The 24,772-nt window shown below is 47.7% G+C and carries 21 protein-coding genes and 1 pseudogene; 11 read left to right on the top strand and 11 right to left on the bottom strand.

The annotated features are described in order from the left end of the window. Positions 1-9 precede the first annotated feature (9 nt). From O1Q98_RS04860 to flhD, 9 genes are all read right to left on the bottom strand, one after another. Positions 10-1,062 (bottom strand): protein-glutamate methylesterase/protein-glutamine glutaminase, encoded by a 1,053-nt coding sequence (locus O1Q98_RS04860; RefSeq protein ID WP_125260024.1) that lies wholly within the window; start codon positions 1,060-1,062, stop codon positions 10-12. Next, positions 1,062-1,934, bottom strand: coding sequence for a protein-glutamate O-methyltransferase CheR (cheR, locus tag O1Q98_RS04865; protein WP_125260025.1), 873 nt, complete (start codon positions 1,932-1,934; stop codon positions 1,062-1,064). Before cheR ends, O1Q98_RS04860 begins: the two co-directional genes overlap by 1 nt. Positions 1,935-2,655: 721 nt before the next feature. Then, complete coding sequence (locus O1Q98_RS04870) at positions 2,656-4,347, bottom strand: methyl-accepting chemotaxis protein (protein WP_125260026.1); 1,692 nt, start codon at positions 4,345-4,347, stop codon at positions 2,656-2,658. Positions 4,348-4,463: 116 nt separating this feature from the next. Next, a complete protein-coding gene (gene cheW, locus O1Q98_RS04875) occupies positions 4,464-4,961 on the bottom strand; it encodes a chemotaxis protein CheW (protein ID WP_013318523.1) in 498 nt (165 codons plus the stop codon). 39 nt (positions 4,962-5,000) lie between these two features. Then, positions 5,001-7,052, bottom strand: coding sequence for a chemotaxis protein CheA (gene cheA / locus O1Q98_RS04880; protein ID WP_125260055.1), 2,052 nt, complete (start codon positions 7,050-7,052; stop codon positions 5,001-5,003). An 11-nt stretch (positions 7,053-7,063) separates the two neighbouring features. Next, complete coding sequence (gene motB / locus O1Q98_RS04885) at positions 7,064-8,218, bottom strand: flagellar motor protein MotB (RefSeq protein WP_125260027.1); 1,155 nt, start codon at positions 8,216-8,218, stop codon at positions 7,064-7,066. Continuing rightward, on the bottom strand, positions 8,215-9,102 hold the full coding sequence (gene motA / locus O1Q98_RS04890; RefSeq protein ID WP_125260028.1) for a flagellar motor stator protein MotA: 888 nt from the start codon (positions 9,100-9,102) through the stop codon (positions 8,215-8,217). The genes motB and motA overlap by 4 nt, the downstream gene beginning before the upstream one ends. 133 nt (positions 9,103-9,235) lie before the next feature. Continuing rightward, positions 9,236-9,814, bottom strand: coding sequence for a flagellar transcriptional regulator FlhC (gene flhC, locus O1Q98_RS04895; RefSeq protein WP_125260056.1), 579 nt, complete (start codon positions 9,812-9,814; stop codon positions 9,236-9,238). 2 nt (positions 9,815-9,816) lie between these two features. After that, on the bottom strand, positions 9,817-10,167 hold the full coding sequence (gene flhD / locus O1Q98_RS04900; RefSeq protein ID WP_016940930.1) for a flagellar transcriptional regulator FlhD: 351 nt from the start codon (positions 10,165-10,167) through the stop codon (positions 9,817-9,819). Positions 10,168-11,399: 1,232 nt separating this feature from the next. On the opposite strand from flhD, the gene O1Q98_RS04905 reads away from it, so the two are divergent. After that, positions 11,400-13,133, top strand: a complete 1,734-nt coding sequence (locus O1Q98_RS04905; protein ID WP_269975700.1) for a methyl-accepting chemotaxis protein — start codon at positions 11,400-11,402, stop codon at positions 13,131-13,133. A 34-nt stretch (positions 13,134-13,167) separates the two neighbouring features. Here the strand turns inward: O1Q98_RS04905 and dsrB are convergent, their stop codons facing one another. Next, positions 13,168-13,377 (bottom strand): protein DsrB, encoded by a 210-nt coding sequence (gene dsrB, locus O1Q98_RS04910; protein WP_125260030.1) that lies wholly within the window; start codon positions 13,375-13,377, stop codon positions 13,168-13,170. Between the two features lie 290 nt (positions 13,378-13,667). Here dsrB and O1Q98_RS04915 point away from each other — a divergent pair, with 290 nt between their 5' ends. From O1Q98_RS04915 to O1Q98_RS04930, 4 genes are all read left to right on the top strand, one after another. After that, a complete protein-coding gene (locus O1Q98_RS04915; RefSeq protein WP_125260031.1) occupies positions 13,668-15,119 on the top strand; it encodes an EmmdR/YeeO family multidrug/toxin efflux MATE transporter in 1,452 nt (483 codons plus the stop codon). A gap of 231 nt (positions 15,120-15,350) precedes the next feature. Beyond that, positions 15,351-15,728 carry a cytochrome b562 gene (locus O1Q98_RS04920; RefSeq protein ID WP_125260032.1) on the top strand — a complete coding sequence of 126 codons (378 nt, stop codon included), beginning with the start codon at positions 15,351-15,353 and terminating at the stop codon, positions 15,726-15,728. 479 nt (positions 15,729-16,207) lie between these two features. Beyond that, entirely contained in the window at positions 16,208-16,957 is a 750-nt protein-coding gene (locus tag O1Q98_RS04925; protein ID WP_278143081.1) for a glycoside hydrolase family 5 protein, read from the top strand. Further along, on the top strand, positions 16,950-17,552 hold the full coding sequence (locus O1Q98_RS04930; protein WP_278143084.1) for a cellulose-binding domain-containing protein: 603 nt from the start codon (positions 16,950-16,952) through the stop codon (positions 17,550-17,552). Before O1Q98_RS04925 ends, O1Q98_RS04930 begins: the two co-directional genes overlap by 8 nt. A gap of 114 nt (positions 17,553-17,666) precedes the next feature. Here O1Q98_RS04930 and O1Q98_RS04935 read toward each other — a convergent pair whose 3' ends face one another. Continuing rightward, entirely contained in the window at positions 17,667-18,953 is a 1,287-nt protein-coding gene (locus O1Q98_RS04935) for a right-handed parallel beta-helix repeat-containing protein (RefSeq protein ID WP_125260034.1), read from the bottom strand. 699 nt (positions 18,954-19,652) lie between these two features. On the opposite strand from O1Q98_RS04935, the gene O1Q98_RS04940 reads away from it, so the two are divergent. From O1Q98_RS04940 to ggt, 6 genes and pseudogenes are all read left to right on the top strand, one after another. After that, complete coding sequence (locus O1Q98_RS04940; protein ID WP_125260035.1) at positions 19,653-19,967, top strand: phage holin family protein; 315 nt, start codon at positions 19,653-19,655, stop codon at positions 19,965-19,967. Then, the gene (locus O1Q98_RS04945) at positions 19,954-20,445 is read left to right on the top strand and encodes a glycoside hydrolase family 24 protein (protein ID WP_125260057.1); all 492 of its coding nucleotides are present in this window, start codon (positions 19,954-19,956) and stop codon (positions 20,443-20,445) included. Before O1Q98_RS04940 ends, O1Q98_RS04945 begins: the two co-directional genes overlap by 14 nt. Positions 20,446-20,474: 29 nt before the next feature. Then, positions 20,475-20,795: pseudogene (gene lysB / locus O1Q98_RS04950) on the top strand (Rz-like lysis system protein LysB); the annotation flags it as partial. Next, a complete protein-coding gene (gene lysC, locus O1Q98_RS04955; RefSeq protein ID WP_240632786.1) occupies positions 20,725-21,060 on the top strand; it encodes an Rz1-like lysis system protein LysC in 336 nt (111 codons plus the stop codon). The pseudogene lysB and the gene lysC, both read left to right, overlap by 71 nt. Before the next feature lie 421 nt (positions 21,061-21,481). Further along, entirely contained in the window at positions 21,482-22,750 is a 1,269-nt protein-coding gene (locus O1Q98_RS04960; RefSeq protein ID WP_125260037.1) for a glycosyltransferase, read from the top strand. Positions 22,751-22,974: 224 nt separating this feature from the next. After that, positions 22,975-24,738, top strand: coding sequence for a gamma-glutamyltransferase (ggt, locus tag O1Q98_RS04965; protein WP_125260038.1), 1,764 nt, complete (start codon positions 22,975-22,977; stop codon positions 24,736-24,738). Positions 24,739-24,772 lie beyond the last annotated feature (34 nt).

Here is a 24,772-nt window from a genome sequence, read left to right on the forward strand (position 1 = left end):
CTGGAGCTGCTATATACGTAATGCCTGTCCGGCAGAAACTTGTGCCAGCATTCGCTGACTCACCTGGTGCAAGTCCACCACCTCATCGACACCACCGAGTGCAATAGCTTCTCGAGGCATACCGAATACGACACAACTGGCTTCATTTTGCGCGATGGTATAAGCCCCCGCTTTATGAAGCTCCAGCATTCCTGCGGCCCCGTCATTTCCCATGCCAGTTAAGATAACTCCCACTGCATTTCGTCCGGCGTACTGTGCAACAGAGTGGAACAGTACGTCAACAGAAGGACGATGACGATTAACCGGCTGACCATCATGCAGTTTTACCTGATAGTTTGCACCGCTACGCGAGAGCTCCAAATGGCGAGCGCCAGGCGCAATATAGGCGTGACCAGGCAGAACACGCTCACCATCTTCCGCTTCTTTCACTGTGATCTGGCATAGCTTATTAAGACGCTCTGCGAAAGACTTCGTAAAACCCGGCGGCATGTGTTGAGTAATCAAAAGAGCAGGACTGGTTGGCGGTAAAGGTTGCAAAACATGCCTGATAGCCTCTGTACCACCCGTTGATGCGCCAATCGCAATCAATTTTTCACTACTCAGTAAAGGCGTACTGGGGATCAATATGGTAGGTGCTGGCGACGCGCTACGCTGCGGCAGGCGGGCTTTAGCTGCCATACGAATTTTTTCTGCAATCAGCTCACTGTACGCCAACATCCCTTCACGGATGCCTAGCTGCGGCTTCGTAACAAAGTCGATTGCCCCCAACTCAAGAGCTCGCAGGGTAATTTCAGACCCTTTCCCCGTCAACGATGACACCATAACAACCGGCATTGGACGCAAACGCATAAGCTTTTCAAGAAAATCTAACCCGTCCATACGCGGCATTTCCACATCTAGCGTCAACACCTGCGGATTAAATTTCTTGATTAAATCTCGGGCCACTAAAGGATCAGGCGCAGTTGCCACCACCTCCATGTCAGGATGGCTGTTAATGATTTCAGTCATGATCTGGCGCATTAATGCGGAATCATCAACACATAATACTTTTATTTTGCTCATTATCTTTCCTTAGCCAGCCCGTATACAGTCTGTCCGCGCAGGTAAAATTCCCGACTGATCTGACTGAAGTTCTCTGAGTGCCCGGCAAATAATAAACCGCCCGGTTTTAGCAGCGGAACAAAACGACGTAAAATACGTTCTTGTGTTTCTTTATCAAAATAAATCATTACGTTGCGACAGAAAATAGCATCAAAAGGTGCGGGTAAAGACCACTCTGGCGCGAGTAAATTCACTTGCTGAAAATGAATCATACTAGCTAATTCTGGTCGAACACGCACTAGTCCACTATGCGGCCCGGTTCCTCGTAAAAAGAAACGCTGCATTTGCTGTGGAGAAAGGGAACGCAGATCTTCTTGTCTGTAAACCCCTGCTGATGCTTTTTCCAAAACCTGGGTATCAATATCTGTTGCTGTGATTTGGCAATTAGATGCACGATCTCCATATACTTCAGCCAACGTCATGGCCAAAGAATAAGGTTCTTCACCGGTAGAAGCGGCAGCGCACCAAATGCTGTACCCTCCCTGACGTTTACGTGCATGGTCGGCAAGGATGGGAAAATGGTGAGCTTCACGAAAGAAAGCGGTTAGATTAGTGGTAAGTGCATTGATAAATGCCTGCCACTCAGCGCTATTTTGGTCGGACTCAAGTAAGGCCAGATATTGCCCAAAGTCATTAATGCCCAATAAACGCAACCGCCTGACAAGACGGTTATAAACCATTTCTCGCTTATGATCTGCCAGCACGATACCAGCACGCTGATAAATAAGCTGGCTGATACGCCGAAAATGAACATCAGACAGCGGTAACCGTTCAACCATCTGACTCAAAATGGATGTAGAACCTGAACGATTTGGCGATGGTGTATTCTTCATATCTGACCGCCCGAAAATGGATAGATGATTTTATTGTTTTTCAATCAGACTTCCCATTACAGCTATTGCAGGTTTCACACGTTAATCCAAGACATCATTCCACAATGCAAGAGGATGTCGCTTCATAATACAATTGGCTGGTCAAACTAATCGACCAGTATCCAGCATAGAAATGGCTGTAACGTTGTCATAGGGTTTCTTTTGCATTTATCTCAGTGTTACCACTGATGACACCAATGCTTTATCCAGCACTTTAGTCCAAGATTCCGCGTCATTTCCAATGATCAAAACGACGCGCTTTCTCAAACCAACTGGCAACCGCTACTACACACTTACGCTGCACGCATCACATATAACAATCGGCTGCGTTAAACCTTTCTTTAACTCAAGATGTGCAATAACGGTAACAAAACCTAAATCTGCTAACCTTGTCTCAAAATGCTCAGGGTTAACGGCGTGATGCATATGCTATCAAACCACATAAACCCTTAAAAATATCTTAAGTAAGGTGCTTCAATATAGATTCTACCAGTTGTTTTTTTCATTCCGTGACATAGTCGTCATCATGCTTGAAAAACTACTAACACAAACACTATCAGGTGAAAATCCGCACAGATATTGGCATCAAAGAAGGTAACAATTCACGTCTATATTCAGTATTAACCGAGCGAAGCAACCAACAGCAACCTTGCCCGGTTAATGATATTACTCGATCAGATCGTTAGAATTTTTCCCAATTGTCTGCGCTTTTCTCATGCTTGACAGACTTACCCTTGGCGGTTGATGTGGGCAGTAAGGCCGGTCTGGATGATGCACTAACCGGAGCAGCAACTCGCCGAGGTTTATTATTCTCTTCCGACAATCGGAAGACGGCGACGGCCTGATTCAAAATACGAACCTGTTCTTCCAGAGCAATAGCCGCCGATGCTGACTCTTCTACCAACGCCGCATTCTGCTGAGTAACACGATCCATCTCTGTGACAGCCTGACCAACCTGATCGATACCACGACTCTGCTCTTCCGATGCAGAAGCGATCTCCCCCATGATATCGGTAACACGGGTAACAGCACTCACAATCTCACCCATGGTCTCACCGGCACTTTCTACCAACACCGAGCCTTCCTGAACCTTACTAACGGAGTCATCAATTAACGATTTTATCTCTTTGGCTGCCTGGGCGCTGCGCTGCGCAAGACTACGAACTTCTCCAGCAACCACCGCAAAACCGCGCCCCTGCTCGCCAGCACGTGCTGCTTCAACCGCAGCATTCAGCGCCAGAATATTGGTTTGGAAAGCAATACCGTCAATTACGCTGGTAATATCAGCAATTTTCTGCGAGCTACCGGCAATGTTATGCATGGTCTTCACTACATTATCGACAACCTTGCCGCCTTTTTGCGCAGTTTCAGAAGCACTGCGTGCAAGCTGGCTCGCCTGACGTGCGTTGTCGGCGTTCAGTTTTACCGTCGACGTGAGTTGTTCCATGCTGGCCGCAGTTTCTTCCAGCGCAGCAGCTTGTTGTTCAGTTCTTGATGACAGATCGTTATTGCCCGCGCTAATTTCCGAAGCACCGGTGTCAATAGCTTCTGCACCCTGGCGTACCGCGCTTACCGTTGTCACAAATTCGGTTTGCATGTGACGTAGGCTGTCGGCAAGCATGCCCATCTCATTCGTCCCATGAAAATCAATACGAGACGTCAAATCGCCCCGCGCCATATGGCGGATATGCTCAATCAGATTATGCAATGGATGAATTAACGAACGATTGATACCCACCCATACAATCAGCGATATCACAACAACCAATATAGCAACGCTTACCAGTAACCACAGCGCCGTTGAATAGGCTGAATTATTCTCTTCAACCGCATCAGCATACACTTTGTCATAAGAGTCTTTATAAGAGTAATAGGCCTTTTCAAACTTGTCCTGGAAACTTTGAGTGGGCTGGTCAAAAAACTCTTTCAGGCGGCCATTAGAAATGAAAACAATCAGATCGCTTAACGCATTATTGAGCGCAGTATAATTTTCTTTTATGACTTGAGCGACAGCAGGATCCTGCTTGCTGGTATAAGGAATTTTTTCATAATTAGCAAAATGCGTGTTGGCAATAACCAACTGTTTTTTAGCTAATTCAATCAATTCTTTAGCTGAAACGCCGCCTGAAACGCCACCTGCGGCATCCATCGCATAGCGAGTGCCCGCACGGTTGAGCGTATTACGAGTCTGTAATAAATATGACCAGGTAGACTCCAGCTCTGATTTCTGCTGATTAATTACGCGGGTCGTTGTAAAAATATCACGATCCGATTTAAGCGCATTAAAAAACAACCCACCGGAAATAACTTGCAGAAAAATAAATAGCCCGAGAACAATAATGAGCCCTGTTACAACCTTTACACGATTCAGCATATTAAGCCTTTATAACAAAAATCAATGATGCGTTAGCACCTTTATAAATCTACGATTATAAATTTGAGGGTACCAAATGATAGGGGCCACCGAAGTGGCCCTTGATTGCTGATTTATCAGACTTTCATGACGCTGTCTACTAACGCCATTTCTTCACTACTGAGTAGTTTCTCGATATCGACGAGGATTAACATCCTCTCACCAAGTGAACCCAAGCCGGTTAGATATTCAGTTGACAGCGTAACCGCAAACTCAGGTGCAGGACGAATTTGATCTGCGGTAAGAGACAGCACATCTGATACGCCATCAACCACAATACCAACAACGCGCTGCCCTAAATTCAAGACAATCACTACCGTGTTATCGTCATAATCAACTTCCTGCTGCATGAACTTGATACGCAAATCCACAATAGGAACGATAACGCCACGGAGGTTAGTCACACCTTTGATGAAAGAAGGTGTATTAGCAATTCGCGTAACCTGATCATAGCCGCGAATTTCCTGAACCTTTAAAATATCTACGCCATATTCTTCATCACCCAGCGTAAAAATCAAAAATTCTTGCCCTACTGTCTCGCCTGCTAGCTTTGTCACATTCGCAAGTCCAGTCATGTTTCTCACCTTTTTAATAATCTATAGCTGTAAACGTTGTTAAGCTGCGGTTTCGACCACACGCTTTTCCCGATAAAGCGCTTGCAACGCAGAAACATCAACAATCAATGCTACGCTGCCATCACCCAGAATCGTCGCGGCGGAAACACCCGGCACTTTGCGGTAATTGCTCTCCAGGTTTTTTACCACAACCTGGTGCTGACCAATTAACTGATCAACCAGCAGAGCATAACGGCGGCCTGCACTTTGTAAAATGACGACGATTCCTTGCGTTGCATCCGTTTTCGCTCCGGCGACATCAAATACCTGATACAGCTCAACCAGTGGCAAATATTCGCCACGTACCTGCAACACTCGCTCGCCTCCCGCCAGCGGATAGAGATCTTCCGATTGTGGTTGCAGGGATTCCATAACCGCATTCAACGGCAGGATAAACACTTCATCATTCACTTTTACCGACATGCCATCCAGAATAGCCAGTGTCAATGGCAGCAGAATACGGATGGTTGTTCCTTTTCCTTTTTGGAAGTGGATTTCAACATGGCCACCCATTTCCTGAATATTCCGCTTCACTACGTCCATACCAACGCCACGACCAGATACATCGGTTACTTTTTCCGCAGTAGAAAAGCCAGGAGCAAAAATCAACATGCCAACTTCTTCGTCAGACATGCTTTCGCTCACTGCCATCCCTTGTGATAACGCCTTAGCCAAAATACGCTCACGATTTAGGCCCGCACCATCATCAATAACCTCAATGCAGATGTTACCGCCCTGATGTTCTGCCGACAGCGTCAGATTACCCACAGCAGATTTGCCGGACTCGATACGTTTCTCCGGCGATTCGATACCATGGTCAAGGCTATTACGCACCAAGTGAGTCAGCGGGTCGATGATACGCTCAATCAAGCTCTTATCTAGTTCAGTCGAACTTCCTAACAATGTCAATTCAACTTCTTTGCCCAATTTCGCCGCCAAATCGCGAACCAAACGAGGGAAGCGGCTAAAGACATATTCCATCGGCATCATTCGAATCGACATGACGGACTCTTGTAGATCGCGCGCATTGCGTTCTAGTTGCCCCATGCTATTCAGCAAGTCGCCATGAGCTACGGGGTCAAGAGCACTCGAACGCTGGGCCAACATCGATTGGGTAATAACCAACTCCCCTACCAGGTTGATGAGCTGGTCAACCTTCTCAACGGCCACACGAATGCTGGTATCACCAGTTTTTGCCCTGCCTTTAGCCGCATCATTAGCTGCATTAGGCTTGGCGACAGGCGCAGGAGCTGCCTGAGCTGGCGTAACCGGCGCAGCAGGCTCTGGCTGAACGACAGGCGCAGGCTCAACAACAGCAGGTGTGGCTGGCGCAGCCGCTACTGGCGCTGCCATATTATCTGCGGGCGTTTTAAAACTGATCTGCTCTGGCTCCAGAACAAAACACAGTACAGCGCTGATGTCATCCTCACTGGCGGAGGTTTCCAGTGTCAATTCAACACTGTTGCTGGTTTGCACAGAATCTTTGACTGTTCCCAGATTGCCCAACTCCTCAAGTAGTTGAGGAATATCTGACTCCTTCAACCCCGTCAGCGCGATTCTTAAACCAGAATCACCACTAGCGGCAGAAGTTGTCTGGGCGGGAGCGGAAGAAACCGTATTTTCAACCTCTACCTTGGCAGGGGCAGCTCCGGTAGCACCACTTTCTTTGGACTCCAGAGCAAGCTGACGCAGCGCCTGACAGATATACTCAAAGCTCTCAGCGTTGGGCTCCTGCGCAGTTTTGTAAGCATCCAACTGATCCTGCATGATATCTTTGGTTTCCAAAAACAGGTTGATAATATCGGTGCTCAACCGCATTTCACCGCGTCTGGCACCATCCAGCAGGTTTTCCAATATATGAGTGGTTTCCTGCAATATCGTAAAGCCGAATGTCCCCGCCCCCCCTTTAATCGAATGAGCAGCGCGGAATATGGCATTCATCTGTTCCGTATCGGGTGCCAACGGATCAAGTTGCAATAAATGCTGCTCCATGTCCGCCAACAATTCATCTGCTTCATCAAAGAACGTTTGATAGAAAGCACTCATGTCCATGCTCACGTGGGTCACCTCTGCTGTGAATCGCGGCTTGTTGAAGAAGGTGTCGCCTGACTATCAGGTGCGGCTGGCAATGCTGTCGTAGGCTGTTTCCGGCCTGTCGTCGATGTGCCATTTGACGATGAGCCGTTTACCCCATTCGCCCCTGATGTCGGCGCCGCCGGTGCGGGTGCCTGAGCAGGAGCCACAGTCGAGCCAGATACAGGCGTCCCATTATTTTCGGGTGTAGGCACTGCCGTACTGCTTCCACTCTCAACCGGAGCGGCTGCAGGTTTGGTTTTCTCCATACCCATATTTTGTAAATTTTCTATTTTATCAATGTTTACTGCGCTGCTTTCAGCATTTTCACGTTCAATATTTTCCTGAGCCTGTTTGTTCAGAACGACTAAACTAATGCGCCGGTTAATGGCATCGCTGCCCCCTTTAGCCTGCTTCAGATTCATCGTGTCAGCCATACCTACAACGCGCAGTACCTTGCCATCAGCTAACCCACCAGCAATCAACTCGCGGCGGGAAGAATTAGCACGGTCAGCAGATAACTCCCAGTTACTATAACCGCGCTCTCCCATTGCATACTTCGCATCATCAGTATGGCCCGATAAACTGATTTTATTAGGAATATCATTCAAAATTGGCGCGATAGCTCTCAAAATATCACTCATATAAGGTTCAACTTGAGCGCTACCGGTCTTAAACATAGGTCGATTGTTACTATCAATAATTTGAATACGTAACCCTTCATCAACCATTTCGATCAGCAAATGTGGGCGCAGCGCTTTGAGACGAGGGTCAGCTTCAATCAGTTGATCAAGACGTTCGCGTAATTTATTGAGCTTAATTTCTTCGAGGCGTCCATCCATGGTATCGATCTGACGTTTCACATCGCCCTCTTGCTGTGTTGGATCTGAACCGCCGCCTGGTATTGGATTAGATGCATCACTCATTTTAGGGCCAGACGTAATAGCAATTTTTAATGGCGTACGGAAATACTCAGCAATTTGCGCTAACTGCGAGGGCGAGGAAATGGCAATCAACCACATCACCAAAAAAAGCGCCATCATGGCAGTCATGAAGTCAGCATAAGCTATTTTCCATGAGCCGCCATGATGTGCAGCATGTCCTGATTTACGTTTTTTTCGAATAATCGGATGTTGATGTTTCATGCGTCATTTTCCGATGCCTGCTGTGCCGGAGCCTTCACATTACGGATATGCTCTTCCATTTCGGTAAATGAAGGACGCACTGTCGAATAAAGCGTTTTACGACCAAACTCAACGGCTATCTGAGGTGCATAGCCATTAAGGCTAGATAATAGGGTTACTTTGATACACTGAAGCACTTTGAGTTTTTCTGCATTTTTTTGACGCAGCAACGATGCCAGCGGAGAAACAAACCCATAGGCCAACAAAATACCAAGGAAAGTCCCCACCATTGCATGGGCAATCATCATGCCCAACTCTGCCGCAGGACGATCGACAAATGCCAGAGAGTGTACAACCCCCATAACGGCCGCAACGATACCAAAAGCCGGTAAGCCATCCCCCATCAGGTTCAAGCTAGTTGCAGGCACCTCAACCTCATGTTCGACCGTTTCGATTTCTTCATCCATGAGCGTTTCAATTTCAAACGCATTCATGTTACCACTGACCATTAAACGCAAATAATCGGTCACAAATTCTACAATATAGTTATCAGCCAGAATGCGTGGATAGGCAGAAAAGATTTCACTCTCTTTCGGATTATCAATATCAAATTCCAACGAAAGCATACCTTGCTGACGCGATTTGGCCATTAAGCGAAACAGCACCGCCATCAGATCCATATAAACCGCTTTCGTGTATTTTGAGCCTTGCAGCAATATCGGTAACGATTTCATCGTTGCCTTAATCGCTTTACCGTTGTTACCAACGATAAACGCTCCTACGGCCGCACCACCGATAATCAACAATTCCGAAGGCTGATACAGTGCCCCTAACTCGCCACCAACGGTGAGATAACCGCCAAGTATTGAGCCTATAGTGACAAGATAACCCAATATAACCAGCACAAGAATTCCTTATAGATAGTAAAAGGGTGGCGGAGAGAGTTACAAATGCGGTCTTACCAACGACTTATTTGGAGGGAATACTGCCATCGGGCAATTGACGCACGATGACAGAACCACAAAATCGCCATCAGGCTCAGACTGCATGCTTAACCTGTTCATCCAACAGTTGAGGTATCATATCGGCAACATTCGGCGAAAGTTTACGTCTTTTTACAGCTCTGGAGGGTGGCTGGCATAAACTACAAACAAAACTATTTTTCGGCTGATGGGCATGGGTAATAAACATCCCCTTACAGCAATTGCACGCAGACAGTTGCAGCATGCCGCTATCAACAAAACGCACCAATGTCCAGGCACGGGTCAATGCCAGCAATGGCGCTTCGCTTTGAGGCGAGCACTGTTCAAGATATAGTCGGTAAGCTTTAATAACGGCCTCAACGCCACTGCAATGACCATTTTTAAACAAAAAAAGATAGGCATTATAAAACATGGAAGAGTGGATATTCTGCTCCCATGTCATGAACCAGTCGGTTGAAAACGGCAACATCCCTTTCGGCGGAGGACTCCCGCGTAATTCTTTATATAGCTTGATTAAGCGACCGCGACTTAGCTGCGTTTCGCTCTCCAGCATTTGCAGACGAGCGCCCAGCGATATCAACTCCATCGCTAGCTGAATGTCTTTCGCTTCCTGAACAATACTTTTTTCCGCCATCATTATGCCCTTTTCTTAGGCAGGCTCTCTTCTTTTGAAGACAGCTCTTGTAATAAATGACTCGATAGCAGAATACCGGTGTGGATCTGTTGCAGATCATCAACACGGGATTCCTGTGTTAATAGTTTGATCGTATTGTGATCACTAAAGCGGAAATGGCAGATTAGCTGATTAGTTTCAGCCAATTTAACCATCTGCGGCAACGTCAACTGCATCAATGCGTCGGCCATTTCTTCATTGATGCCCAAACGGAACATCGCTGACGCTTTTTCGTCATTAATTAATCGTTGAGCTAGTAACAAATAAGACAAATTTATGTCATAAATGTGTTTTAGCAATTCAGAGGTACCCATATTCCCATCCCGACAGGCTATGTTTCAAACATACATTAGGTGATAAAACGCTCACCCGCTAAACAATCACTCTCCATAGGTGGCATGAAAACTATCGGTGCCAGATAATTCTACTACCTTATAATCTTCTAATATGACGAAAAATATAGCATCCACACTAATGCGTTTGAGACTCCGTCTCTTCATAAACCCAGATCAATCCCTTTATCTGTTCTATGCCCACACAGAACGGTAGGATTAATCTTAATCCCCCGTCACTCTACCGCCTTCGCCCTAAATCATACAACGCAGGCACCTCAGCATTTTGATAATTATGTGATAGCAATCACAAAAACGAAAGTCACAAATCACGATATTTCACGGCTTTTTGTTTAGCAATGAAATTTTTCTGAACACAAAACAAGCCAAATCACGGTAAAAAACAGCGTCCAACAATGGCTTACATCATCAATAACTCACAAACCATTGATAATAAATGAAAATATAAAATATAAGCTGCACATCATAACGCACAACCGCACGCCTTTACATTAAGATATCTAATTTTATTACATAGGTAACTATTACGTAGCGATGCCATTTCATCACTTCCTCGACATCAACAAAGAGGGTGTACCAGCCCAAAAAGAACCGTTCTCATTATGCTTATTATATAGCGACTAAAAATATGACTGTTTACCTGCCCATTCGACGATGCGTAACCCGCTAGCGGATCGCCAAGGCAGGCACTCTCCTCATGGTTAACGATTCGCGTTAGCAAACTACGTGCTCACACAATAGACATATGTTGTTGCCAGCACGCGATTATCGGGTTTTATACGTTAAAAGATAAACAATACCGTTGAATCGAATCGTTGAACTAACCAGAAAAACAAATTTTGGTTTAACCACTGATTGCGTTAAATATCGGCAGGACACTTTCTGTAATAGCCGCATTGTGTAGGTCGCTAATACAGATGCAAAAGTAATGACTAAAAATAACCGTTACTCGTCACATTATTACGACAGAAAAACCCCGTAAAGAGAGGCGTTCACAACCAGATTCGTGATCAAAATCGCATTGAAATTCATGAATGTTTCACATTATATGACGATGTTAGAGTATCGTGGTATTAAATGCGATTGGCACAGTCGTGGTTTCCATAAATCAGCGCATCCAAACTACACCTGCACAAACGACACCTGCATGTAGTACGGTTTATGTACATGTACTTCATCCTGAAAATGAGCGAATGGATATGAAAATGATGTCAAAATCTGAACAACAGGGTAAAACCGGTATATTGGGTAATCTTGGCCTGGTGCCACTATTTGTCATCATTCTGGGCGGTATCATGCTCTTGTTTGCCTTGGCTATTGGCACAGCCAGCTATTTCCTGGTGCGCTCTAACCAAAGCCTGGATTACGTTACGCAAGAAATCGATATCCGCTTGGGGTTGTCAAACAGCTCCAACCATCTTAGAACAGCACGTTTATTAATCATCCAGGCTGGCGCAGCGGTTCGCGTCGGCGATACCGAAGTGTTCAATAGCAACCTGAAACAGGCAGAGCAACGTATTGCCATGTCGAAGGATGCGTTTAACGTTTATGAAAATCGCTCGGTCAGAACGGAGACGGATGCAGCATTGGAGCCTGAGCTTAATAAAGCTTATAGCGAGTATGTCGAAAAAGGCATTATGCCGATGCTAAAAGCTGCCAAAGATGGTTATTTTGAAGAGATATTAAATCACGAGTCCGAAGAGGTTCGCGTACTTGATGAGGCGTATAACAAACCCTTGTTAAAAGCGATAGCGTTTCGTACCGAACGCGCCAAGAATCTGAATAACGATGCACAGCATCAGGCCATGTTGGGATATACCCTGATGGCAGCCAGCTTTATCATCGCTGTGATTATGACACTGATGACGTTCTTGTTCTTGCGTGGAGCGCTCATTAAGCCGATGAATCGTCTGGTTCAGCGCATCCAGCACATCGCACAGGGCGATTTGACCCAGCCTGATGAAACATACGGTAAAAATGAAATCGGTATCCTCGGGCAAAATATTCAACAAATGCAGGCCTCGTTGGTACACACAGTTGCTACGGTTCGCGACAGTGCCGACTCCATCTATCAAGGGACGACAGAAATCACTGCGGGTAATACCGATTTGTCATCTCGTACCGAGCAACAGGCCGCTGCAATTGAACAAACGGCAGCCAGCATGGAGCAATTGACCGCTACCGTTAAACAAAACTCGGACAATGCGCATCATGCCAGCCAGCTTGCTTCCAATGCCTCCGGTAAGGCAAAACAAGGCGGTGAAATTGTCGAAAATGTCGTTAATACCATGAACAGTATTTCCGGCAGCTCACGGAAAATTTCTGAAATCACCAACGTCATTAACAGCATTGCTTTCCAGACCAATATTCTGGCATTGAACGCGGCGGTTGAAGCTGCTCGCGCAGGGGAGCAAGGCCGAGGGTTTGCTGTGGTTGCCGGTGAAGTTCGCAGCCTTGCCCAGCGTAGCGCCCAGGCGGCAAAAGAAATTGAAGGGCTCATTTCTGAATCCGTCTCCCTGGTCAACAGCGGCTCTGCATTGGTCGATAAAGCCGGTCAGACGATGCATGATATTGTCCAGGCTGTTACCAGCGTGACGGATATTATGAACGAGATAGCCTCGGCTTCCGATGAGCAAAGTCGCGGTATTACTCAGGTTGGTCAGGCTATTTCCGAGATGGACAGCGTAACGCAGCAAAACGCCTCCCTGGTGCAACAGGCCAGCGCTGCCGCTGCGTCACTGGAAGACCAGGCCCGGGTGCTGACGCAAGCTGTGTCTGCATTTAAACTGGTGGCCGATAGCCGCGCTTATCAGGCTTTGGCATCAGCGCCATCATCAAGAGGGGCATTATCCAAACCCGGATTAGTCACCCCGTCTCTGGCTAAACCTAAAGCCAGAGCAGGAAGCGATAACTGGGAAACGTTCTAATTGACTCGCGGCTGATGCAGCATGTCCGGTTGCATCAGCCTGGTCGCGATCCAGTGGTTAAAATCGGCTCAACAAAAATCCCCTCGGCGCTGTTAGATTCGTTAAAAAACCACACGCCGTCGGGATACGCTGGCAATGCCACCAAATACATTACACCTTCCTGGAAGGGTTCAACGGCCAAAATGACGCCAGAGCGCCGTACTTCACCATCTGTTTTTACCGTTACTGCATCACCGACGTTCAACGCTCACCTCACCTATACGTGAATATGCTGATATACCCTCGGGTATACCGCTCGCCCGAAATTTTATAAAAAATTGGTACTATTGGCAGAGTAAAATATCGCTCAAGGTTTTTAAAACACCATTCCATCTGAATTGTACTTTTTCTGATATCACCACGCTGTCTTCACAGGCAGGTCTTTTATAATCACCATCGTGAATAGTTTGGTAAGCATTCAATACCGCGATGTGTCAGCGGTTTGAGGCAACCTCGTTCGTTATTGCCCCTCATACTAAGACCAGAACAGGTAACATGATTTTGAATACAGCCAGAAACCTGCTGTGTATGCTACGAAAAAACACCCTACGCCAACTGCGTGCCTCAAATCGGGTACTTTTCTGGCGTGAAATACTACCGCTAGCCGTGCCCATTTTTATTGAGGGCCTGTGTGTTGTCCTTATGGGCATTTTTAGCACATTGTTAGTCAGTTGGCTGGGAAAAGAAGCGATGGCAGCGGTTGGTCTGGCTGATAGCTTCAATATGCTGATCATCGCGTTTTTTACCGCAGTAGCATTAGGCACAGCAGTCGTGGTCGCATTCAGTCTTGGCCAACGCAACCGCAAGCAGGCCAGACAAGCCGCCAGACAATCGATTTCTCTGTTGGTACTGGCCTCATTTTTACTGGTAGGGGTCGTCGAATTTGCCGGGCAGAGCATTATTGACCTGATTGCCTATAGCGCCGAACCCACGGTGAAATCGCTGGCGCTGACATTTTTACGCCTGACGGTGTGGGGTTATCCGGCACTGGCTATCACTCTGGCGGGGTGTGGCGCACTGCGTGGCGCAGGCAACACCCGACTGCCGATGATAATCAATATTGGCATGAATATTCTTAACATCCTGTTGAGCGGGGTGCTGATTTATGGCGTCGCAAGCTGGCAAGGATTGGGTTTTATTGGCGCGGGCCTTGGGATCACCCTCTCACGGTACATCGGTGCAGCCTGTGTCATCTTCACCTTAATGAAAGGATTCAACGGCGCACTGCTTATCCCTTTTAGCAACTATTTTCGCCCGTTCACGGCCGCAATTCTGTACGAAGTGTTAAGTATTGGCATCCCTGCCAGTATCGAGTCGGTCATGTTCAATATCGGGAAACTGATCACCCAACGATTCGTCGCCGGTATGGGAACCGAGGTCATTGCCGGTAATTTTATTGCCTTCTCCATCGTGGCATTAATCAATCTGCCCGGTAACGCGCTGGGCTCAACGGCAACCATCATTGTGGGGTCGCGCCTTGGTAAAGGCCAAATTATGCAGCCGGAAAGGGTGTTGAAATATATTTTTTGGCTTTCCAACATCGGACTGTGCGCGCTGGCGCTACTCTCTATTCCCTCGGCCGGATGGATGGCGGCGTTGTATACTCACGAAGCGGACGTTATCGTCGTTGTAAAACACCTTATCTGGCTTAACGCACTATTTATGCCGATATGGGCGGCCTCCTGGGTGCTACCAGCGGGTCTGAAAGGCGCGAAAGACGCCAGCTATACTATGTGGGTCGCTTTGGCAGGCATGTGGGGCTGCCGGGTGGTAGCCGGGTATATCCTTGGCATCATGCTAGGGTTCGGCGTTATCGGCGTTTGGATGGGTATGTTCTTTGATTGGATAGTCAGAGGCGCGCTGTTTTATCGCCGTATGATCAGCGGGAAGTGGCTATGGCGCTATACCCGCGTCAAATCCTCCGCTGACAAAACCGGCAAACACTGACCTGCCCTTTCGTCACCCGACGTCTGACAACCGGGGCAACGACCAGTTTGCCCCGAATCTATAAATCCATCTAATTATTTGATTAGGCAACATTTACCGGCTATGAAACTTTAATATTTCTCATTCTCACCGCCATGAAAATCTATTTGACCGCAGATAAACGCTCATGAATACTGCCGGAAACAATAATGGATGTAACCCCGCCATCAGGCTAACTAACAGGAGTGAGCAATGAAGAAAACGATTATGGCTATTGGTCTGGCGCTTGCAGCCTCAACACTGGCATTACCTTTAGCGGGTCAGGCTGCCGTGAAAGATGAAATGGGCGCTATGGCAAAAAGCTATAAAGGTGCTGCTGGCGCCAACGATGCAGCCACATTGAAGACGGAACTGCTGAACTTGAAAGTCCATGCGACAAAAGCCAAAGCAGACCCGGACGCGAACAAAGGCCCAGACAGCAAGGTTTTTAATGAAGGTCTGGACAAACTCATCAAACAGATAGACGCCGCCATTGCGCTGGTCGATGCAGGTAAACTGCAAGAAGCGAAAGCAGCAACCGATGAGTTAAAGAAAACCCGCGCGGAATACCATAAAAAACTGGGCGTATAATTCCGACGCTGTCACTTCCTATTTTATTGCAATAGGTTCTATTAGAGCAGCGAGAGGCCATCGCTGCTCTTTTATTTAAGCGCAGAATACACTTAATAGAATTACGTCTGAATACGATAATGACAACCCAAGAATGATTTATTCGCAGAATAATTAACTCACGGCAGACAGCACGCCAACGCGCGGCTGCCAATTATGATTTAATTTTCCGCCTGTTAATTAAACCTCTCCACAACATTTATTGGGAAACACCTTTTCCTGAAAAAATTATTTTTCATCACCTGATTGGCAAAAAAATGCGCCTGAAGAAAAGCAACTGGATCTACCACAAAAAATACACTATAACCTATATGTTTCAGCGAGTATTCATGTTGAGATTTTCAACGTTAGAATGCCCGTCTGTAACTTCTATTAACACGCTTATGTGTGACATGAATTCCAAGCACTACACGTCCGTAATATGAAATGGAGATTCATTTATGCCTCTTTTGAATAAAAAACCGAACAGAAACAACTCTCTTGCAAAGAAAATAGCGCTGCCCTTTATCTATTTTGGCTTAAGTTTAAGCTGTTTGTCGGCAAATAGTTGGGCCAGCGTTGAACCGTTATCGGTTAGCGGCAACAAGATTTATGCCGGTAATACGGTAAAGAGCTTTTCTGGTAATAGTTTGTTCTGGAGTAATAATGGCTGGGGGGGAGAGAAATTTTATACGGCGGATACCGTTGCCTCGCTGAAAAAGAACTTTGGTTCGAGTATTGTCCGCGCCGCCATGGGGGTACAAGAAAGTGGTGGATATCTGCAAGACCCCGCAGGCAACAAAGCCAAAGTTGAAAAAGTTGTCAATGCTGCCATCGCCAATAATATGTATGTAATTATTGATTGGCACACCCATACCGCTGAGAATAATCGTAGCGAAGCGATCAGTTTCTTTCAGGATATGGCGCGAAAGTATGGTAATAAACCGAATGTTATTTATGAAATTTACAATGAACCATTACAAGTTTCATGGAATAACACCATTAAACCCTATGCCGAAGCCGTCGTTTCCGCCATTCGCGCCATCGACCCGGATAACCTTATCATTGTTGGCACGCCAACCTGGTCACAAGATGTTGATGAAGCATCATTAAACCCCATCAATGCCAAGAATATTGCCTATACACTGCATTTCTATGCGGGTTCGCATGGTGAGTCATTACGTAATAAAGCCAGAAAAGCAATTGAATAATGGTATTGCCTTATTCGTTACCGAATGGGGGGCCGTCAATGCTGATGGTAATGGCGGGGTCAATCAAAGCGAAACGGATGCCTGGGTGACATTCATGCGAGATAATAATATCAGTAATGCCAACTGGGCATTGAATGATAAAAATGAAGGCGCATCGACTTACTATCCGGGCTCGACCACCCTGACGGACTCCGGTAAAAAAGTAAAATCGATTATTCAAAGCTGGCCTTATAAAACCAGTAACGCCAGCGCCAACAGTGCTGATAGCACGGATAGCAGCACAACAGACAGTTCTGCAACAGACAGCTCGACGACCACAGATAACACAGCAACGACCGGCACCGCCGAACCGGCAACGCCAGTAACCGACACCCCGGTAACGAGCCCAGACACGACCAACACAGACAGCGCCAGTTGTGCAAACGTCAATATCTATCCCAACTGGGTTAGCAAAGATTGGTCAGGCGGCGCACCAACCCATAACGAGGCTGGTGAATCAATTGTCTATCAAGGCAAACGCTATGTCGCTAACTGGTATACGTCATCCACACCGGGCAGCGATGGTTCATGGTCGTTAGTCGGTACCTGTAACTGATATGCGCTATCCGTCTGGCACCGGGTTTGTCATTCACCTGCTATCGCCAGATGGATAAATTATCAGACAAAAAACAGGGCTGCGTCGCAGCCCTGACTTATTTTGCGATAACGGTTAGTTACGCTCAAACGCCCCCAAATCAGGTGCGCTCCCGGAATAATTAATCCCCTCTTCTTTCAAACCGGCATTAATCAGTTTAGAGCCTGAGTTCAAACGGAATAACCCTGTCTCGGGTAATGTGCCATCCGAATCACGAGCCACCGTGGCCAGAGAGAGATCCAGGCTGACAAAGTCGGACTGGGTTGCCAATAATGCTTTATTATTCCAGGTATTATTTTGTTGATTGGCATTAAGAACCGAATCAGCATTTTTACCTGATAAAGAAATATTATTATGGAAGTAGTGCTGTTGCCCTGAAGCAAGATTACTACCAAAGCCATAGTTTATGCCATTGTTGTACGATGTATTATTAATAGCCGTCACACCACCGGCATTATTATTCTGGTCAAAACCTTTCATGACGTTGTCAAATGCAACGGAACGAGTAATACGATGATTACCCACCGCCTGCAAACCGCCGAGTTTAAAGCCATTACCGTTGCCAGCAAATGCGGTGTCCTTCCAGTAATTTATACCATTACGGAATGCCCAGCTGTTTTCAATAATCACTTTTTGTGGGCTGTCAAACAGGTCAAAACCATCATCCGAGTTTTCATAGGCACGGCAGCCTACGAAGCGGTTGCCTGGGCCCTGCTTCTGTTTAGGCCCAAAGCCATCGGCCATACTGCCATTCTTTTTCGGATCATAATTTCGATAAGCATCGGAATTGATGACCGTGTTGTATGAGCCACCGTTATTAATTTCAAGCCCGGTATTACGGTTGTGATGGAAGGCTGAGTTTTCAAACGTATTATGACTGCCAATCATATAAACGCCTTGATACCCCGCACGGGTCACTTCAACGCCTTTAAAATACCAATAATCACCCGTTACATAGAAGCCGTAAGATGCCTGAACCCATTGGCTATCAGGGAATGAGAAGTCAAAAACAGCGCGACCACAATTCGCGGTGACAACATAAATTGGCGCACCGTCTTTACCTGATTTATTAAATGTAATGGTATTCCCTTTACCCTGGGTATAAGGAATACTGTACGTCCCTGGTTTCAGTAAAATCATCTCACCGGGATTAACCGCTGACATCGCAGCAGTAAAACTCATCGCGGTATTAAAGCTGTTGCCGTTATTACTGCTGGTACCATTAGGCGCAACATAATAGATGCGCTTAGTGCTCACACCACTGGTCAAATCAGAACTGCAATCCGCTGCCATAACCGGGGCGGCGCTTAACAAAAAACAGGCGGTCAATCCTGTACCTACAACACAGTTTAAATATTTCATCCTTTTCCTCACAATGTTGTTTATCCATCGCATTTACACATCAGTGACGCACATTACAAATTAGCCATGCTGTATCAAAATGACTTAACACACGATGTTGCTATTTTTGCTTCGTCACTCGCGCGGTCTACCCCCCAAGAGTTGGGGGATATAAATCATACTACAACTGCAAACAATAAAAATGCCGATGGATATAAAACATACCGTATTTTGAAGATAGCTCACACTAGCAAAAATTATATTTTAAAAACAAAACCCCATTATTTAACTCTACATAGAAAATTTTATGCTTAACTAAGAGAAAACGTCCGGCCGCCCTATTATTTTTCACCTCTTCATCGAAAAAAAATCCACTCACTTATCAATACAAACACCGTCATAACGCAAAAGGGATAAAAGTTTATTTTCACTGAAATTCACATTCCCGGCGGAATTAAATAATAAAAAATATAGCCAAAGCAAATTGAAACTCTGTTTCTAAAAAATAAACAACAGAAAAAAGAAATAGAAAAACAATCCAATCACAAAATTTATACAAACTGTTTTCATTCCCCCTGTTTGTTGATAAGTAGCCCATCACCCCGCGCTGTCATGGTGATACCCACTGCTGATGTAATAGCGGGCACAACGTAAGGCAGTTTGTACACACCTGTCATCCCCGTAGTGACTCTTCCTCATCTATCAATATTGGACACAAATATGAACGAAACAGACAAAAGCATTGTATCGCTATTTATCATCGGCACCCTGATTGCCGTCGGCAAAGTCCTCGCAAGCAGTGAACCCGTCACACTGCGTTTATTTATCGGCAGAGTCATGCTGGGAGGATTTGTCTCCATGATGGCGGGAATCGCGCTGGTGCAATTCCCCGATCTCTCCCCGGTCGCCATCAATGGCATTGGTGCCGCATTGGGTATTGCAGGCTATCAAACCATTGAGCTGTTGATCCAACGTCGCATTCGTCAATTAGGCAAAAAACGGCAACAGGAGCAGCATGATGATGCACGCGGATAACCCCAATCTGTCGGCGTTTCTGGATATGTTGGCTTTTTCAGAAGGCACCGCCACCCACCCACTGACGCGTAACCGTGGCTATGATGTGATAGTCACCGGTGTTGATGGCAAACCGGAGATCTTCACTGATTATCATGATCACCCGTTTGCCACTGGCCGCCCCGGTAAACCCTTCAACCGGCAGGGACAACGCTCAACCGCCTCTGGTCGCTACCAGCAGCTCTACCGCTATTGGCCTACGTACAAGCAGTTGTTGCGCTTACCTGACTTTAGCCCTGAGTCCCAGGATTTGCTGGCCATCCAGCTTATCCGCGAACGGCGGGCGCTGGATGACATTGTTCAAGGGCGAATTTCCGATGCAATAGCGCGCTGTAACAACATTTGGGCGTCACTGCCTGGTGCCGGGTACGGCCAGCGCGAGCACCGCAGTGAACGTCTGCTTACCGTTTATCAGCAAGCGGGCGGGAAACTGGCATGAAAAGCAATTTACTCCTGATTGCCTTATTCATGCTGTTGAGCCTGGCTATCGGTGTGCAGTCTTGGCGGCTGCACCACGCACAGCAACTCAATGAACAGCAAGCCCAAACGCTAACACTACAGAGCGCCGACCTCGAAGCGCGTACGCATCAACTCACCGCGCTGGCGGCTCAGGCGGAACAAAATAGCATTGAGCAAGCGAAATTACGGGAGAACGCCGCCGACATTCAGGCGGCACTCTCTGAACGACAACACTATATCGTGGGATTACAACGTGAAAATGACGCACTTAAGCGCTGGGCCGATACTGCTTTGCCTAACGACATTATTCGGTTGCACCAGCGCCCCGCCCTCTCCGGCGCCAACGCTTATCGTCAATGGCTGTCCGAGAATAACGCCTTGCCGCTTCCCGGCATCCAACCTGCAAACCAACGGTGATCTCGGCAACCAACTGGATGAAACCGAAGCCGCATTAGCGATATGCGCAGAACAGGTCGATATCATCATCGCCTGCCAGCGTCGTATCAGCACCGATGCTCCAGGCACACCTATCATGACAGGCCCGTCCCTACCGTCGGATTCCACCACACCATCACAAGGAAAAAGCCCCCTCTGAAACGAAATGCCCCTCACACACCGTTGTCGTACCGGGCAACGGTGTATCACGAGGCGTAATTCGCCGGTGTCATGTTACTGCGCCGCCATACCCAGCTATTTCCAGCCGAAAAATAATAATAGTCAGAATAAATTCTATTGGGTGAAATTACCCAACCAGAAATAAAAATAGGGTAATAATGTTTTTTTGAAATTAAAACACACTACGGTGATTAATATTATCCCTAATACATATTGGGCAATATCTATCTATACAAACAATCCGTCACCATTTTATACTCACCATCACGCACCGTGAATTTAAAACCATAGATGACACAGCCTTTCATGTTAATCCAACAGATTCAGCACGCCTAAATACATTCGAAATAACGGTAAAGATGAGGGATTTCATCTTTATTTTCATTACCAAGGAGGGACTGATGAAAATATTTCTATCCACACTGGGTTCTGCCGGAGATGTCTATCCGTTTATTGCGATAGGCGAGGTGCTAAAAAGAGCGGGATATGAGGTTTGCCTTTGTACTAACCCCTATTTTGAACACATCGCCAACGCGCGCGGGCTTGATTTTATCGCCGCCGGTACGATAGAGGATTATCTGCACGCGGTAAATTCTCCGCAACTCTGGCAACAGCAATCGGCGTTTCGTCAAATGGCCGAATTCATGAATGCACAACAGCCAGCCGTTTATACCGCGCTGGCTCCCCACGTCGATAGCACCTCCATTATTCTCACCTCGCTGTGGTCTTTCAGCGCCAAAATGCTGGGTGAAACACACGGTTGCTGCGTCATTCCCGTGCGTGTCACCCCTTCAACGTTTGTTTCCCGTTATGATCCACCGCACCATAAGCAGTTACACTGGGTGCGCTTTCTGCCGTTGTCCTTTCGCCGCGCCTGCCTTGCGATCATTGAGAAATATGTGCTTGATAGCCCGCTTGCTTCTTCCTTTAATCGGCTGCGGCATCAGTACGGGCTGTCGCCTGTAGAACGCATATTAACCCGCTGGACGCATCAAACCGACGCCGCGCTGTTGTGCCTGTTTCCTGAATGGTTTGCCCATCCTCACCCCGACTGGCCTGCGCATGTCCGGCAAGTCGGCTTCGCACGGTTTAATTTACTGGATGACGCACCAGATGACGCAGAGGATGCAGACAACCCGCTGGACACCTTCATTGCACGCAAACCCACGGTTATTGTTATGCCTAGCTGGGCGCTGCACACCCAACCGACACTGATAACCGCGCTGGTAAGACACATTCGCGCACGCGGCTATCAATGCCTGATAATTGACCAGACTCTCGACACTCAGGCCAACGATGATGACGGCGTCCGTGTTCTTCCTCACATCAACCTGCATCGGTATTTATCACGCTTTCGCGCCATTATTCACCACGGTGGCATCGGCACGACCGCTCAGGCGTTTGCCGCAGGCTTGCCACAGCTGATTATTCCCAGTGCGTTTGATCAGTTCGATAATGCCCGACGCGTCGCGGCCATGGGGTGTGGCATAGGGTTAGCGACGCATCAACTGACTAACCTGGATAGCGTGCTGGCGCGTTTGCTCACTGACCCTGATATCGCAAAAAATTGTCATCGGATTCGTCAGTTGGTTCCTGATGCCGGACGCGTTAACACACACATTGTCGCGGTTGTAGACGAGGCCTATCGCCGCCACCTGACTCGACATTAACGCCCCGTTTCGATGCCAGACGCTCGTCTGGCATCAAAGCGCAGAGAACATCGCCCTTACCGCGCCCGGTTTATGCTATACACCCGGTTTATGCTATACAAGAGTGGCACACAACATGCTAGAGAATGGCATAGCGAACACAAACATCAATAATTTCATACACAATGATCTGATACACAGCGATCTCATACACCATGCATTCTAGAAGACGACAAGGGGGAGTTATGGCATCCAGAGTCTGGCTGCTGCCATTGAGTTTAAGCGCGCTGCTGGTTAGCGGCGCGGTACATGCCGTGTCCGCCCCGGCAGTTGAGGCTCAAAACGGTATGGTAGTGACATCACAATATCTGGCTTCACAAGCCGGTATCGACATACTCAAAATGGGCGGTAACGCGATTGATGCCGCCGTTGCCGTCGGATATGCGCAAGCGGTAGTCAACCCTTGTTGCGGCAATATCGGCGGCGGCGGTTTTATGACTATCCATCTGGCCGATGGCAAAGATACGTTTATCAACTTCCGTGAAACGGCACCGGCCGCTGCCTCTGCGACGATGTATCTGGATGCCGATGGCAAAGTCAAAAAAGACGCCAGTTTATACGGTTATCTGGCTGCCGGTGTGCCCGGCACCGTACTGGGGCTGGAAACTGCGCGTGAGAAATACGGTAAGCTGACCCGCGCTCAGGTGATGGCGCCCGCCATCAAACTCGCCCGCGAAGGGTTCATCCTCACCCGAGGCGATACCGACATTCTCGACACCACCGTCAAACGCTTTAAGCAAGACCCGCAAGCGGCCAGCATCTTTTTACGGCCAGACGGCTCTGCACTGCAACCGGGCGACAAACTGGTGCAAACCGACCTGGCTGCAACATTACAGACCATTTCAGATAACGGGCCACAGGCGTTCTATCACGGTAGCCTGCCGCAGCGCATCGAAGAGGCGGCGAAAAAAGGCGGCGGGATTTTAACCGCGGCCGACTTTGCCAACTACCGCGTCACCGAAAGCCAGCCGATTACCTGCAATTATCGCGGCTATCAGTTTATCTCCGCGCCACCGCCTAGCTCCGGTGGGATAACGCTGTGTGAAACGCTCAACATTCTTGAGGGTTATGACCTCAAGAGTATGGGCTTTAATTCCGCCCAGGCGATTCATGTGATGACAGAGGCTATGCGCCATGCCTATATGGACAGAAACACCTATCTCGGCGATCCGGCGTTTATCAATAACCCGACCGAACGCCTGTTAAGCAAAGCGTATGCTGCTGAAATTCGTAAAAAAATTGACGCAACCCGCGCTACGCCATCCGAGCAGGTCAAACCGGGCATGGAGCCGCATGAGAAACCCGAAACCACCCATTACTCGATTGTTGATAGTCAGGGGAATGCGGTTTCCACCACCTATACCGTCAACGGGCGCTTTGGTGCGGTGGTAATGGCTCCCGGCACCGGCTTTTTCCTGAATGATGAAATGGATGATTTCACGGTGAAGGTGGGCGAGAAAAATCTGTACGGCCTGGTGCAAGGCGAGCGTAACGCCATCGCGCCCGGAAAACGCCCGCTCTCGTCGATGAGTCCATCATTGGTGACAAAAGACGGTAAAACGCTGCTGGTTTTAGGCTCGCCGGGCGGCTCACGCATTATCAGCATCACGTTACAAAGCGCACTCAACATTCTCGACTTTGGCATGTTACCGCAAGAAGCCGTGGACGCCGCTCGCATCCACCACCAGTGGCTGCCTGATGAGGTGTACTACGAACAACGGGGGCTCTCGGCCGATACGCTGGCGCTACTCAAAGAGCGCGGCTACAAAATGGTCGAGCAAACGCCCTGGGGGGCGGCGGAGCTTATCATGGTGGGATTGCCGGGCATGGAGGGCGTCATTCCCGCCAATTCCGGCAACGACTCTGCGGTGTCCGGCAAGGTACGTGAAGGTTATCTGTATGGTGCTAACGATTCTCGTCGCCCTGCCGGTGCAGCCATCGGTTACTGATTTAGTGATTAGCGGTTAGTCATTCGCGGTTAAT

The organism is Dickeya lacustris (assembly GCF_029635795.1).
Classification (GTDB): domain Bacteria; phylum Pseudomonadota; class Gammaproteobacteria; order Enterobacterales; family Enterobacteriaceae; genus Dickeya; species Dickeya lacustris.

Excerpts from the sequence above, each read along its gene's own strand:
- cheR (WP_125260025.1), bottom strand. The coding sequence starts at position 1,934 with ATGAAGAATACACCATCGCCAAATCGTTCAGGTTCTACATCCATTTTG.
- motB (WP_125260027.1), bottom strand. The coding sequence starts at position 8,218 with ATGAAACATCAACATCCGATTATTCGAAAAAAACGTAAATCAGGACAT.
- cheA (WP_125260055.1), bottom strand. The coding sequence starts at position 7,052 with ATGGACATGAGTGCTTTCTATCAAACGTTCTTTGATGAAGCAGATGAA.
- flhD (WP_016940930.1), bottom strand. The coding sequence starts at position 10,167 with ATGGGTACCTCTGAATTGCTAAAACACATTTATGACATAAATTTGTCT.
- O1Q98_RS04925 (WP_278143081.1), top strand. The coding sequence starts at position 16,208 with ATGCCTCTTTTGAATAAAAAACCGAACAGAAACAACTCTCTTGCAAAG.
- flhC (WP_125260056.1), bottom strand. The coding sequence starts at position 9,814 with ATGGCGGAAAAAAGTATTGTTCAGGAAGCGAAAGACATTCAGCTAGCG.
- O1Q98_RS04905 (WP_269975700.1), top strand. The coding sequence starts at position 11,400 with ATGGATATGAAAATGATGTCAAAATCTGAACAACAGGGTAAAACCGGT.
- O1Q98_RS04915 (WP_125260031.1), top strand. The coding sequence starts at position 13,668 with ATGATTTTGAATACAGCCAGAAACCTGCTGTGTATGCTACGAAAAAAC.
- O1Q98_RS04945 (WP_125260057.1), top strand. The coding sequence starts at position 19,954 with ATGCACGCGGATAACCCCAATCTGTCGGCGTTTCTGGATATGTTGGCT.
- cheW (WP_013318523.1), bottom strand. The coding sequence starts at position 4,961 with ATGACTGGACTTGCGAATGTGACAAAGCTAGCAGGCGAGACAGTAGGG.
- O1Q98_RS04940 (WP_125260035.1), top strand. The coding sequence starts at position 19,653 with ATGAACGAAACAGACAAAAGCATTGTATCGCTATTTATCATCGGCACC.
- O1Q98_RS04935 (WP_125260034.1), bottom strand. The coding sequence starts at position 18,953 with ATGAAATATTTAAACTGTGTTGTAGGTACAGGATTGACCGCCTGTTTT.
- ggt (WP_125260038.1), top strand. The coding sequence starts at position 22,975 with ATGGCATCCAGAGTCTGGCTGCTGCCATTGAGTTTAAGCGCGCTGCTG.
- O1Q98_RS04860 (WP_125260024.1), bottom strand. The coding sequence starts at position 1,062 with ATGAGCAAAATAAAAGTATTATGTGTTGATGATTCCGCATTAATGCGC.
- O1Q98_RS04920 (WP_125260032.1), top strand. The coding sequence starts at position 15,351 with ATGAAGAAAACGATTATGGCTATTGGTCTGGCGCTTGCAGCCTCAACA.
- lysC (WP_240632786.1), top strand. The coding sequence starts at position 20,725 with ATGACGCACTTAAGCGCTGGGCCGATACTGCTTTGCCTAACGACATTA.
- O1Q98_RS04870 (WP_125260026.1), bottom strand. The coding sequence starts at position 4,347 with ATGCTGAATCGTGTAAAGGTTGTAACAGGGCTCATTATTGTTCTCGGG.
- O1Q98_RS04960 (WP_125260037.1), top strand. The coding sequence starts at position 21,482 with ATGAAAATATTTCTATCCACACTGGGTTCTGCCGGAGATGTCTATCCG.